Raw genomic sequence first — 12,817 nt, forward strand, 5'->3', positions numbered from 1 at the left:
TAATCACCATTCGTTAGTTATTCGGAATTAAACAACGACCAAACAAATTTAGGAGTGACTTATATTTATGAAACTTAAAAGTGTCTTATTAACCTCATTAGCAACAACTGGATTATTAGCCCTCGGTACCACTGCCGCTAACGCCGATACGGTGATCGTTAAGGCTGGCGACACACTCAGTGCTATTGCTCAAACACATAAAACTAGCGTGAGTGCCATTCAAAAAGCCAACAAACTAAAGAATATCAACTTAATCTACGTTGGTGACAAGCTTGAAGTTAACGGTAAAACAACAACAGTTACCGCACAATTACCAACTAGTTCAACTACTACGAGCGCTGCAAGTTCTAGTACTACCAGCACTGCTAGTGCAGCATCAAGCACAGCTACTAGCGCAACTAGTCAAAGTAGTGCGGCCAGTGAAAGTACTAGTACCGCAACTTCAAGTAGCAGTACTGCCAGTGCAGCTAGCTCAAGTGCCGATTCAACTAGTACCACTAGTCAAGCTAGTGCTAGCTCAGCATCTAGCGAAAGCACTAGTTCAACGGCCACATCAGCTTCTACAACTGATTTAACTGCTAGCACTGCTTCAAGTGCAAGCATGACCAACACGGCCTCAACGACTACTGATAGCAGTTCAACCACAACTACCAGTTCAACTTCAACGACCAGCACAACTTCTTCTAGCAGCTCTGAAGAAGCTGCCAAAGCTTGGATCGCTAACAAAGAATCTGGTGGTTCTTACACCGCTTCTAATGGTAACTACTATGGTAAATACCAATTAACTAAGTCACTCTTAAATGGTGACTACTCTGCTTCCAACCAAGAATCTGTTGCTAACGCCTACGTGACTTCTCGTTATGGTTCATGGGTTGCAGCTCAGACTTTCTGGGAAGCAAACGGCTACTATTAATCAGTTATAAATCAGTATCAAAAAAAAGTTGCGAGAATCTCGCGACTTTTTTTATGGCGATTAACATTTCAAATCAGCTGTTATCTAAGTACTAATCTGTTACACTATGTATAATTACTAATTTTATTTTAAGAAATCAACAATAAACGGTTATTTTATCCTTAACGAACCGCTTACATGATGTTAAACTTATCAGGGAAGCACATTCTATTTCGGGAGTGAACAAATCAGTATGAAAATCAAACATATTTTATTATCCTCATTAGCAACTACCGGTGCGATTGCACTTGGTGCCACTGCTGCTAAAGCGGATACCATCACGATCAAAGCTGGCGATACCGTTAGCGAGATCGCTGATAATCATAAGACTACGGTTGCTGCTGTTCAAAAGCTCAACCATATCAAGAACGTCAACCTCATTTATGTCGGTGACAAGTTAACGGTTAATAACCACCAAACCATTAAGCTCAGTCATACCAACACTACGACTGCCACAACACAAACTACCACTGCAGTTGCTACTACACCAACCAGTGCCGCAAGTCAAAGCAGTTCTAGTCAAGCTAGTGCTGTTTCTGTCACTAGCGCTGCCAGTCAAAGTGCCACTTCAGTTGTGAGCCAAAGTAGTACCAGTCAAGCTAGCGCTGTTTCTGTTACTAGCACCGCTACTCAAAGTGCTACTTCTGTTGCCAGCCAAAGTAGTACCAGTCAGGCTAGCGCTTCTTCTGTCACTAGTGCTACTAGCCAAAGTACTTCTTCAGCTGCCAGTCAGAGTAGTACCAGTCAAGCTAGCTCTTCTTCTGCTACTAGTACGGCTACTCAAAGTGCTACTTCTGTTGCCAGCCAAAGCAGTACTAGTCAAGCCAGTGTTTCTTCTGTTACTAGTGCCGCTAGTCAAAGTAGCACCTCAGCAGCCAGCCAAGCAACTCATTCAACAGTAACTGCTGCGAGTGCTTCTGCAACTAGTACCAGTACAGCCAGTGCTAGTTCATCAACCACTAGCCAAGCTAGCGTTTCTACGGCTACTTCAACTAGTACGACTTCTGAAGCTGCTGCTAAGGCCTGGATTGCCAATCGCGAATCTGGTGGTTCATATACTGCAACCAATGGTATTTACTATGGTAAATACCAACTTGGAAAAGTCTTATTGAACGGTGACCTTTCAGCTGCTAACCAAGAAGCAACTGCCGACGCGTACGTTGCTGGTCGTTACGGTTCTTGGGTCGCTGCAAAGACCTTCTGGGAAAATAACGGTTGGTATTAATTCATTAATGCTAATAAGTAACGGCACCTATTCCCCTGTTGATCAGGAGAATAGGTGCCGTTTTTTGTATATTTTTTGATACCCTATCGTTCTTATTACTAGTATCACTTCAACGAAGGTCTAAATAAGTCATTTGCTGAAAAATATAAGCCATGGTTGGCAGCAATTTAGACGTTTTATACTGAGTAAGTCTGTTATACTAACGCTATCTTAAACAATCGAGGTCTCTACTATGCAATTAACCCTGACCCAAACTACAATCGCCGGTCAAACATACTGGCTAGGCAGTACGACACATGGGCTCGCCTTCGTTGGACGAGCAAACGGCGTCACTGACGAGTGGCAAGCTTTTTTTCCGACAGCAACTGCCGTTCATGATGATCGTGCTAATCAAACAGAAATTCAAGAACTTCAGGCTTATTTAACTGGCAACCGTACTAGCTTCGACTTACCACTAGATCAAAGCCATGGAACCGCGCTCCAACAACAAGTCTGGCAAGCATTAGCTACTATCCCTTATGGCAACACGACCACCTATACAACGATTGCTGAAAAAATTGACCGTCCAACTGCCGTTCGTGCGGTTGCCAGTGCCGTGGGTAAGAACCCGCTACTGATCGTTATTCCTTGTCACCGGGTCTTACGCAAAGACGGGACTTTAGGCGGCTACCGTGGTGGCCTACCTATGAAAAAGACGTTATTGGCCTTAGAAAAAGACAACTCAACTTGCCACGCCTAATCAACTATGCCATCATGAAGTTAAATTAATGATTCGGGGGACGAAACGATGTTATCAGTCGCACACATTCACAAATCATTCGGCACGGTTACCGCGCTAAATGACGTTTCATTCGATGTCCATGACGGGGAAATCATGGGCCTCATTGGTCAAAATGGTGCTGGTAAATCCACCACTTTTCACAGTATTCTAAACTTTTTAGCTTTTGACGGTCAGATTACTTGGAATGGTCAGCCACTAACGGCAGACGACTACGACCAGATTGGCTATTTGCCAGAAGAACGTAGCTTAATGTCTAAACTGACGATCACACAACAAATTGTCTACCTAGCACGTTTAAAAAATCAATCAGCCAACGTTACGAAAAGTAAGATTGATGATTGGATGAAACGATTTGCAGTCAAGGGGCAACCTAACGATAAGATCAATAAGCTCTCCAAGGGGAACCAGCAAAAAGTCCAATTGATCTGTACATTGATTCATGATCCTAAGCTGATTATCCTGGATGAACCTTTCAGTGGCCTTGATCCCGTCAACGCCGACCTGCTCAAACAGGCGATCATTGACGCTAAAAACCGCGGTGCCGCCATCATCTTCTCCAGCCATGACATGAGTAACGTCGAAGCCATTTGCGACTCACTGGTCATGCTTCGTAACGGTGAAGTCGTCCTTCAAGGTACCGTTGACGACGTCCGCAACCAGTTTGGCCGGACACGGCTCTTCCTGACAACCGACTGGACTGAAGAACAACTGGCCGCTTTACCTGGTGTACTTACGGTGACCCCACAAGGCACTGAACGTTATCGACTAGAATTACAGAATGCCGAAGCCGGTCGGGCCATTTTTGATCAGGTCACTGCTGGCCAGTATATTCAAGAATTCAGTCAACAGCCACCAACCTTAGATGAAATTTTCCGAACTGAAGTGCGAGGTGTCGATCATGAATAAAACTTGGATTGTGACCTGGGAAACCTATTTACGACAAATCAAATCGTGGAGCTTCCTATCGCTTGTTCTGATGCCTTTCCTATTCGTAGGCCTTACTTTTGGGATTTCATACTTCGCTGCTCCTAATCAGAGCGAGAATGATATCGCCGTTGTCAGCAGCACCCCACAGTTGCGACAGACTTTTCTTAAACAGAGTCACGTTACAACGACTAACAAGTACGCCACACTGAAGAGTGCCAAAGCCGCTACCAAACGTAACGATATTGCCGGTTACTTGATTTTGACCGCAAATCAACAACGCGTTACGGCGACTTTCCACGGCCCCAGTGCGGTTAGCAGCGGTGATAAAGCTAAGATTCAACAATTCTTAGTGGCGACTCAAACACAATTGAATGTACAACAAGCTAAGCTGACAACTACTCAGACCATGGCGTTAGCCGTTCAACCCCAGTTTACGCAGAAGCTACAAAAACACGCTGCTTCGGATAAATTGGCCAAAATGGTCTCGTTTTACATCATCGTCTTCTTTGTTTATTTAATTCTAACCACCTACTCTTCAATCACGGCTCAAGAGATTGCGTCGGAAAAAGGCACCAAGATCATGGAAGTGATTTTCTCCAGTACCACTCCTCGTAAATACTTCAATGGGAAGGTTTACGGCGTGCTGCTAGTGATCGTCACTCAGCTACTCGTCTACTTACTGGGTGGCTTTGCGGCCGTGCAACTGGCACAGCATAGTAGTGTCACGATTGATTTTTGGAAGCAGAACACGGATTTGATCAACCAAGTCCTGCATAATCTATTATCGGTTAACTTGTTATTCGCTCTACTTGCGGTGTTACTTTACACCGTCGTTTCGGCCTTCTGCGGTGCACTAGTCACGCGGGTTGAGGATGCAGGCAAGGCAGCGCAACCGGTCGTTTACTTGAACTTACTGACTTTTGTTGTGGCGTTAGCCTTTCAAAGTAGTCCGACCAACACGTTCGTGACCATCTTCTCGTACGTGCCGTTCTTCTCGTCTTACTTGATGCCACTCAGATTGATCAATGGCGCAGCAACAATGCCCGTTGCGTTGATTTCACTGGCAATCTTGTTAGCCACGATTGTCGGCAGTATGCTCTACATTGGTCGTATCTATGGCGGCTTAATGTTGCAGACTGACGAACTCGGCTTCTGGGGCAACTTGAAACGCGGATTAAGTTTGAAATAAAGCTATGCAAATCTAATTAACGACTTCTTACTGTACACACTACATGGTAAGGAAGTCGTTTTTTATTGTGTCCTAAAAGGCCAAAAGCTATTTTAGAACTTTCAATCTTTAGTTTTGGATACACGCCTACTTGAATCAATCTAGCCGATAGGGGGGCCCTGACAATGCTCAGTGGTGAAATTATTCTTAGTCGGATGCTTTTTGTCCGGCTTAGAATAAAGTTCATATTGAAGATTGCAGTGGCTTTTGCTGTGAGCTTCAATCGATGCCCACCACGTTCCAGCGTTGTCAGGGCACCCCGGCAGGCGGAATGGCAGCCATAGCAACGGCAATATTAATTAGTCACTGCAAAAAAAAGCACTGACTAATTACAGTCAATACTTTCAGATACTTAACTTAGCTCATTAAGCTTGTTTAGTTGGGTAAATCGTAAATTCGTTGACGTTGACACTCTCTGGTTGGTCAATCGCAAAATTAACGACGTTGGCAACTGCATCAGGACTGATCCCAACTTGTTGATAAAAGTTGGTCATGTTAGACTTGGCAGTTTCATCCGTGATGGTGTGCAGTAATTCGGTGTTGATTGCCGCTGGATAAAGACTGACGGTTCGAATGTTAGTCCCCTCTTCAGCACTTTCCATCCGAATGACTTCCATCAAGTTACGTACGGCAAACTTAGTAGCGCCGTAGACACCAGAACCGCTGAATGACTTGATTCCTGCTACTGATGAGGTCGTGATGATCTGACCGGATTTTTGAGCAGTGAAGATTGGCATTACTGCGGCGACACCGTTCAAAACACCCTTGATATTGATGTCGATCATCTGATCCCATTCATCCGTGTGCAAAGCACTGACGGGTGACGATGGCATAATTCCGGCATTATTGAAAATGACGTCGACGCCACCAAATTTGGTTTGTGCCAATTGGACCAATTGTTGAACATCGGCTGATTTGGTCACATCAGTCACTTGGTAAGCTGCCTGACCACCGGCTGCTTCGATTTCTTGAACCAATTCAGCTAACCGTTCTTCACGGCGAGCACCAAGAACGACCTTGGCACCGTTGCTAGCTAACTGTTTAGCGGTTGCTGCCCCAATACCGGATGAGGCGCCCGTAATAACGACTACTTTATTTTTAACTGTCATCTATTTTTTCTCCTATTCACCGTAAACTTCTTTGATCAATCCCATTGCGGACCACGCCTTAGGCCAGCCAGCATAGAAGGCTAAATGAGTGACGATTTCAACGGCCTCATCCTTCTCAATACCGTGAGCCTTGCCCATTTGGAAGTGCGCCTTCAATTGTGCAAAGTCGCCACTGGTCATTAAGCAGGCAATCGTGATCATGCTACGATCGTGTAAACTAAGCTCGCTTTCACGTGCCCAGACTTCACCGAATAAAACATCATCATTCAACGCTGCAAATTGTGGGGCCATTTTACCCTAAATTATCGCGTCCTGCGGTTTGTTTTTCTGCCATGTTAATAACCTCCTATAATTTGGCGTAAGCTTCGTCGTCAACTGCTTCAAGCCATTCGCTAGTTCCCTTAGTGATGGCAACGTGGGCGAACCAACTATCCTTGGTTGCACCATGCCAGTGTTTAACCTCAGGATGAATGGTTACGACATCACCAGGATGTAATAATTGAGCTGGCTTACCAGCTTCTTGGTACCAACCTTCACCACTGGTAACCAATAAAATTTGGTAACCATCATGGTGAATGTGCCAGTTATTGCGACATCCAGGTTCAAAAGTAACATTAGCCACGTTGACGTCAACTTGTTCATCGGCGCCGCCTGCTAAGCCATTTAAATAACTCTGGCCGATAAAATATTGTTGATAAGCTTCGTTCTTGTCACCTAATCCGAATAAACCGCTGTTGTTTTCTGTTGTCATATCAAACACTCCTTAATTGGTTGTTAGTTGTTTGCTTTTTTTACGATGAACATAGCTTACAACTTAAAGTGCACTTTAAGTCAACAGTAAAGTTTAAACTTGTTAAAATCAATTTTCGTGGTATTATCGTGGATAAAGTAGCTTTAACAAATCGTAGTTGTGGATAAGTTTCCTAACCACTAACTTATCCACACCATCAAAGGAGATTATTTCAATGCCCACAACTACCGTTACCCGCTACGCCATCGGTGACTTTGCCAAAGCAGTCGGCCTCAGCGCCCCAACCTTGCGTTATTACGAAAAAGCCGGCTTGATTGAACCGCACCGACTAGAAAATGGTCGCCGTTACTATGAAACGGCTGATGTTCACTGGGTCAAGTTCCTTCTACATCTTAAAGGAACTGGCATGAGTATCAACGAACTGCAACAATACGTTGAATGGCGTGCGCAAGGCGATGCCACCATCCCCCAACGATTAGAACTACTTCGCCATGTAAAAGAGGACTTCTTAGTTCAATTCAATGAAGTTCAGCATCACTTACAGATTCTCAATGATAAGATTAACTGGTATGAAGAAAAAGATGCCGGGATTACGCAGGATCACGAAGATTTTGCAACGTATTTAGAACGTTTTGGTCATAACGAATAAGCAACACAAAACATAGAAAAAAGGACTGTGATATAAAAATCACAGTCCTTTTTTCTATTAAGAACGTTAATACTCGCAAACTAACTGCCTGCTGGTACACGCTATTTGTTAATAACTATGCTAATAATTCAGTAATCATCTGTTGATAAATCGTAATGAACTTGGCATACATGTCCAAATCAACGTATTCATCTACTTGGTGAGCCGTGATGTTCCCTGGTCCAAAGACAATGACTTCCATGTCTGGGCTAGTAACGATGTACGATGAAGCATCCGTACCACCGGGAGCACCAAAGTATGGTAACCGTTGTTGTAAGACTTGTTCACCGACTTTTTTAGCCAATTGAACCAATTGGGTATCTTCCTGCGTGTGGACTGGGTAGAATGAGCTGGCAATGTCTAACGTCAAGTTAGCACCGGCTTCGTTACATTCAGCAATGATTCGTTCCAATTCCATAATGATCTTGTCATTACGCATTTCTGGAATCGTCCGGATCTTAACTGACATTTCAGCACTAGCTGGCACCGTGTTGACTTGTTCGCCACCACTGATCAGCGTAACCACTGGTACAGTTGGTCCCAAGATTGAGTTAACAATCGTCTTGAAGCTTTCAAAATAAGCGGTTTGCTTCTGGTAATACGTCATCAACATATCAATGGCATTCTTACCAATTTCTGGCATCGAACTGTGAGCAGCCACCCCGTGTGCGTGCACGGAATAAGTCAATGAACCTTTATGTGCTAACTCAATAAAGTGTTGTTCAGTAGTTGGATTAGCATCCGCCATCTTCTTAGCCGTGTCAGGATCAACGCCTAACATCGCTTGAATTGGCTTCGTTAATAATAAACGCTTGTCAGCACCACTTGGTTCGCCACAGATCAACGTTTGAATGTCATTAGCGTAACCTAGTTCAGTCAATTGTTCGGCACCTAAATGGTTCATTTCTTCACCAACAGTTGCCATGAAGCGCACTGTCCCGTGTAAAGGCACTTCTTGATCGTGCAATGCAATCAAAGCGAAGACTTCGGCCATCAAGCCGGACTTCATATCAGTAACGCCACGACCGTATAGCCGGTTATCTTTGATTTCGGCTGCTAAAGGTTCTTCCGTCCACTTGCTCATATCGCCTAGTGCAACCGTGTCTTCATGCCCATCTAAGGCAATCACGGGACCGTTACCGTCACCGATTTCAGCCACTAAATTGACCCGACCTGGCGCGTATTCGATCATCTTTGATTCAATACCGTGATCCTTTAATAATGCTGCTAAATAGTCAGCAACGAGTTGTTCGTGATCGTTGGCCGTATTCATTTTTACAATGTCACTTAATGCCTGAACGGCTTCCGTTAATTGGGTTGTTTCTGCCATTGTGTTCCATCTCCTAATTACACTTTTATAAACTGATGTTCTCAATTTAAATTATACCACTTGACCGGTTCTTTTAACCGGTGATCCTAACGCAAATGTTCTAATCAACTGACTTTAATGCGTCCAACATGTTGACTCGTTTCAGCTTGCGATGCATCATCACCATTACTAACAAACTAAAGGCTAGTGTTAATAACGCTGAGTACAAATAACTGAGCGGATGAATCGTTGGTGAGAACATCAACGCGTTCGTTTCGGCCGTTTGTAAGATGTAACTGTGCAACCAATTTCCCAATAAGCATCCGAATAAGATCCCCAGTACCGTTAAGATTAGATTCTCCCGGAAAATATACATCGTCACTTCACCGTCGTAAAATCCTAGCACTTTAATCGTCGATAATTCTCGAATCCGTTCCGAGACGTTGATATTAGTCAAATTATATAAAACGACTAATGCAAGCGCCCCCGCTGAGATGACGAAGATCAACACCACTAAGTTCATACTATCCAACATTTTAAAGTTAGTAGCCTTTTCGGTGCTCATTAACGTGACATTCAAAATACCATCCTGTTTCAACAAACGATCCGCATAGGCATTACCTTTGCGCGTACTTGAATCAGTAAACTGAACAAAGTTACTGTTGTAAATAGGTGCTTTATTGAACACCTGCCGATAATAAGTCGGACTCATGTATACAAAGTGATTGACGTAGTTTTCAGCAATCGCACTAATGTGAATGCGTTTAGCCTGCTGTCCTGCCAACTTGATCGTTAAATCATCTCCCGCTTGAACACCATAGAGCTTAGCGAGTTTTTCATCGATCACCGCACCGCTCGTTCCCAGTTTAATCGCTTGATGCGTCTTCCGTTGCCGCAGCACGACAAATTTCGACAACTGCTGCTTAGGTGCTGGAACGCCGAGCGTCGCCGTCTGTTCCGCCACACCACTCTTCTGAACGGTCACCTGCTTCGACTGTAATGACAGACTTGCATCATACAACTTACCACGGCTAATGACGCGCTTTTGTGCCGCCGTTTCATTACCGTTACGTGTAATGATTGCATCATAATGCCAGAGTTCATTGAACTGTTTGACACTGATATCGCCAATTGAATCTTTCAAACCAAAACCAGTGATCATCATCGCCATACAACCGGCAATCCCCAGTACGGTCATCAATAATCGCTGCCGGTACCGCAATAGGTTACGAATGGTAATTTTATTGTTGAAACTCAATCGCCGCCATAACCAGTGCCAGCGTTCTAACAATAAAGTTTTACCGGCTTTAGGTGCTCGTGGCTGCAGTAATTCCGTGGGAAGACTGCGTAAGTCAGCCCATAAGACAACTAATGCCGTTCCCAGGGTACAGATCAAGGCAATCGCTAAAGCAATCCCAATATCCAACCACAGATACTGAACGTTGATGGCTGGCAAATTATACATTGTGCCGTAAGCCTGAGCGATAAAACGTGGGAAGAAGTTAACGCCGAATAGTACGCCTAAGATCGTCCCAATCAAAGCCGCTAAACCACCGTAGATCATAAACTCACTACCAACGGCCGCGTTGCTGTATCCCAGTGCCTTCAGTGTTCCCATCTGTAGACGCAATTCCTCAACCATCCGCGTCATCGTCGTCAAACAGATTAACGCAGCAATCGCGATGAAAAATAGGGGAAAGACGGTTGACAAAGCGACCACTCGCTGCGTATTTTCGTGATACTCCGTATAGCCCGGATTATCACTGCGATCCGTGTATAGGTAGGTCGGTAACTTAATGGCATCGACTTGCGCCTGTGCTTGTTTGAGTTGCGTTTGTAAATTAACGAGTTGCGGCGTTCCCGCTGGTAATTGCTGCTCCAACTGAGTGACCGTTTGCTGTAACGGCTTTAATTTAGCCGTTGCTTGCGCCTTTAAATCCTGTTGACGTTTGGCAGCTTGCGGTTTTAACCACCGTTTTAACTGTGCCGTATTTTTACGATTCAACCGGCGATACTCAGCAGAGTACGGTGTCACGTGTTGTAAGTTTTTGAACTGCACGTCGATCCGCGTCAGTACGCTTAATTTCAACGTCTGTGGCCGAACATAGACCATATAATCTAACGTCCCTTTACCCACATTAGTCACACCACGACTCGCGCTTTCAACGTATGTTGGTGAATTAACGAAACCAACAACTTTAAACGTTCGACGATTGAATTTCTTATTAAGCGCCGTCGTACTGACAATGTGATACGTCGATCCAACCTTCAACTTTGGCTGTAACTGCTGAGCTTGGGCATCGAGAACAATTTCGTTATCCCGCTTCGGTAACCGTCCCTTAACGACGCGCAACTGATTCAAGCGTTGTGTGGTTGGCAACTCCATGACCCGGACCACTTGATTATTATTCAGCTGATTAACATCCAAATACTTAGCCGATTGGTAAGTCAGCGCAGAACTGTGTTGCGCCAACACCTTAGTATCAGCCTTAGTCAAACCCAGCGTTGATTGCACACTGTTGGTGGCTAATCGCTGCTGTTTAAAATAATCCGTCGCAGCTTGTGACATATCGGGACCGGTTGCCCGAATCCCCGTGTAAAAGGCCACACCTAGAAAGATAATCAATAGGATCGAAGCAAACCGCGCTTTTGACCGCCAAATTTCTCGTAAAATTGCTTTAAAATAAACTGCTGTCATCTCTGCCACCTACCATTCAATTTCGGCAAGCGGTGTTGGATGCTCGTTGTAGACGACCGACTGCACCTGAGCATCATTAATACGAATGACTTGATTGCCGAGTTTAGCAATCTCACTATTATGCGTCACAATAATGACCGTCGTTTGCGTCTGTTGGGCCGCATCCTGAATAACCTGCAGGACTTGTTTCCCCGTTTGATAATCTAAGGCACCCGTGGGTTCATCACACAGCAATAACTTGGGATTCTTTGCCACAGCTCGCGCAATTGCGACTCGTTGCTGTTCCCCACCCGACAATTGTGCAGGAAAGTTACCAGCCCGCTTCGTCAAACCAACTAACGCTAACGTCTCATCAACATCACGCGCATCCTTGGTAATCTGAGAAGCTAACTCCACATTTTCACGTGCAGTCAGATTAGGCACCAAGTTGTAGAACTGAAAGACAAAACCCACTGCTTGGCGTCGATAAGTGGTCAGTTGTCGCGTATTCATTTGGCCAATATCGGTCCCGTCAATCAGCACTTTACCGCTAGTCGGACTATCCATCCCACCTAAAATATTGAGCAAGGTCGATTTACCCGCACCACTAGGGCCAAGGATCACCACTACGTCACCCCGTGCGACTTCGAATGAAATATCTTTATTCGCAACCGTCACTTGATCGCCATTTTTAAATTCTCGGCTCATTTGCTGTACATCAATGTATGGCATTAACTCGCCCTCCTATATGTAATCGTTTCCTAATCTCATCATACCGTACTTTTCTCCAGATGGTCAGGGTTTCACCTTTAATTTGTTCCTAGGGATGTAATCGTTAATCTATTGATTAAAAGTAAAAAAACGCTGAACCAGTCTTAAGTATTGGTATATCAACATTAAAATTGCAATCATCACTAATTTATCGCTCCGCCAGTCAGGAAAACGTGCCATGGGGACCGGTCCCAGCCACAAAACGGTCTGGAACCTCGCTTTTGAGCCTAAAGTACAAGTCTCAAAAGACGTCCCGTAATCTAAAGGGCCAAGAACGCCACCTTAGATTACGCCTTCATGGCACCTTTCCCCGACTGGCTACGCTTAGATTCAATTCAACTACCCATTACTTAGTCTTTACTAGTATTCAGTGCAAACAAAGATCATTCTACAGTAACA

General features: G+C 44.6%; 11 protein-coding genes and 1 pseudogene. 6 read left to right on the plus strand and 6 right to left on the minus strand.

Annotated elements, in window-relative coordinates:
- The first annotated feature begins 67 nt into the window (after positions 1 to 67).
- The 5 genes from apf (ACG95_RS10445) to ACG95_RS10465 all read left to right on the plus strand — a co-directional run bounded on the left by apf (ACG95_RS10445) (position 68) and on the right by ACG95_RS10465 (position 5,074).
- Entirely contained in the window at positions 68 to 913 is an 846-nt protein-coding gene (gene apf, locus ACG95_RS10445; RefSeq protein ID WP_048000455.1) for an aggregation-promoting factor, read from the plus strand.
- A gap of 232 nt (positions 914 to 1,145) precedes the next feature.
- Positions 1,146 to 2,177: an aggregation-promoting factor gene (gene apf / locus ACG95_RS10450; RefSeq protein ID WP_048000456.1), complete on the plus strand. Its 1,032-nt coding sequence runs from the start codon at positions 1,146 to 1,148 to the stop codon at positions 2,175 to 2,177.
- Positions 2,178 to 2,409: 232 nt separating this feature from the next.
- Positions 2,410 to 2,916 (plus strand): methylated-DNA--[protein]-cysteine S-methyltransferase, encoded by a 507-nt coding sequence (locus tag ACG95_RS10455; RefSeq protein WP_048000457.1) that lies wholly within the window; start codon positions 2,410 to 2,412, stop codon positions 2,914 to 2,916.
- Positions 2,917 to 2,964: 48 nt separating this feature from the next.
- Entirely contained in the window at positions 2,965 to 3,864 is a 900-nt protein-coding gene (locus ACG95_RS10460; protein WP_048000458.1) for an ABC transporter ATP-binding protein, read from the plus strand.
- Positions 3,857 to 5,074 carry an ABC transporter permease gene (locus ACG95_RS10465; protein WP_048000459.1) on the plus strand — a complete coding sequence of 406 codons (1,218 nt, stop codon included), beginning with the start codon at positions 3,857 to 3,859 and terminating at the stop codon, positions 5,072 to 5,074. Before ACG95_RS10460 ends, ACG95_RS10465 begins: the two co-directional genes overlap by 8 nt.
- A gap of 404 nt (positions 5,075 to 5,478) precedes the next feature.
- On the opposite strand, the gene ACG95_RS10470 is transcribed toward ACG95_RS10465, so the two are convergent.
- The 3 genes and pseudogenes from ACG95_RS10470 to ACG95_RS10480 all read right to left on the minus strand — a co-directional run bounded on the left by ACG95_RS10470 (position 5,479) and on the right by ACG95_RS10480 (position 6,973).
- Positions 5,479 to 6,222 (minus strand): SDR family oxidoreductase, encoded by a 744-nt coding sequence (locus ACG95_RS10470; protein ID WP_048000460.1) that lies wholly within the window; start codon positions 6,220 to 6,222, stop codon positions 5,479 to 5,481.
- 12 nt (positions 6,223 to 6,234) lie between these two features.
- Positions 6,235 to 6,556: pseudogene (locus ACG95_RS10475) on the minus strand (carboxymuconolactone decarboxylase family protein).
- A 12-nt stretch (positions 6,557 to 6,568) separates the two neighbouring features.
- Positions 6,569 to 6,973 (minus strand): cupin domain-containing protein, encoded by a 405-nt coding sequence (locus tag ACG95_RS10480; protein ID WP_048000461.1) that lies wholly within the window; start codon positions 6,971 to 6,973, stop codon positions 6,569 to 6,571.
- Between the two features lie 214 nt (positions 6,974 to 7,187).
- Here ACG95_RS10480 and ACG95_RS10485 point away from each other — a divergent pair, with 214 nt between their 5' ends.
- Positions 7,188 to 7,622 carry a MerR family transcriptional regulator gene (locus tag ACG95_RS10485; protein ID WP_048000462.1) on the plus strand — a complete coding sequence of 145 codons (435 nt, stop codon included), beginning with the start codon at positions 7,188 to 7,190 and terminating at the stop codon, positions 7,620 to 7,622.
- A 115-nt stretch (positions 7,623 to 7,737) separates the two neighbouring features.
- On the opposite strand, the gene ACG95_RS10490 is transcribed toward ACG95_RS10485, so the two are convergent.
- From ACG95_RS10490 to ACG95_RS10500, 3 genes are all read right to left on the minus strand, one after another.
- The gene (locus ACG95_RS10490; RefSeq protein WP_048000463.1) at positions 7,738 to 8,991 is read right to left on the minus strand and encodes an ArgE/DapE family deacylase; all 1,254 of its coding nucleotides are present in this window, start codon (positions 8,989 to 8,991) and stop codon (positions 7,738 to 7,740) included.
- 100 nt (positions 8,992 to 9,091) lie between these two features.
- A complete protein-coding gene (locus ACG95_RS10495) occupies positions 9,092 to 11,668 on the minus strand; it encodes an ABC transporter permease (RefSeq protein ID WP_048000464.1) in 2,577 nt (858 codons plus the stop codon).
- Between the two features lie 9 nt (positions 11,669 to 11,677).
- Positions 11,678 to 12,379, minus strand: a complete 702-nt coding sequence (locus ACG95_RS10500) for an ABC transporter ATP-binding protein (protein WP_048000465.1) — start codon at positions 12,377 to 12,379, stop codon at positions 11,678 to 11,680.
- Positions 12,380 to 12,817: the final 438 nt, after the last annotated feature.

This window comes from Lactiplantibacillus herbarum (assembly GCF_001039045.1).
Taxonomy (GTDB): Bacteria; Bacillota; Bacilli; order Lactobacillales; family Lactobacillaceae; genus Lactiplantibacillus; species Lactiplantibacillus herbarum.

Bases quoted from the DNA above. Each gene is read 5' to 3' on its own strand.
- apf (WP_048000455.1), top strand. From the start codon at position 68: ATGAAACTTAAAAGTGTCTTATTAACCTCATTAGCAACAACTGGATTA.
- apf (WP_048000456.1), top strand. From the start codon at position 1,146: ATGAAAATCAAACATATTTTATTATCCTCATTAGCAACTACCGGTGCG.
- ACG95_RS10455 (WP_048000457.1), top strand. From the start codon at position 2,410: ATGCAATTAACCCTGACCCAAACTACAATCGCCGGTCAAACATACTGG.
- ACG95_RS10460 (WP_048000458.1), top strand. From the start codon at position 2,965: ATGTTATCAGTCGCACACATTCACAAATCATTCGGCACGGTTACCGCG.
- ACG95_RS10465 (WP_048000459.1), top strand. From the start codon at position 3,857: ATGAATAAAACTTGGATTGTGACCTGGGAAACCTATTTACGACAAATC.
- ACG95_RS10470 (WP_048000460.1), bottom strand. From the start codon at position 6,222: ATGACAGTTAAAAATAAAGTAGTCGTTATTACGGGCGCCTCATCCGGT.
- ACG95_RS10480 (WP_048000461.1), bottom strand. From the start codon at position 6,973: ATGACAACAGAAAACAACAGCGGTTTATTCGGATTAGGTGACAAGAAC.
- ACG95_RS10485 (WP_048000462.1), top strand. From the start codon at position 7,188: ATGCCCACAACTACCGTTACCCGCTACGCCATCGGTGACTTTGCCAAA.
- ACG95_RS10490 (WP_048000463.1), bottom strand. From the start codon at position 8,991: ATGGCAGAAACAACCCAATTAACGGAAGCCGTTCAGGCATTAAGTGAC.
- ACG95_RS10495 (WP_048000464.1), bottom strand. From the start codon at position 11,668: ATGACAGCAGTTTATTTTAAAGCAATTTTACGAGAAATTTGGCGGTCA.
- ACG95_RS10500 (WP_048000465.1), bottom strand. From the start codon at position 12,379: ATGCCATACATTGATGTACAGCAAATGAGCCGAGAATTTAAAAATGGC.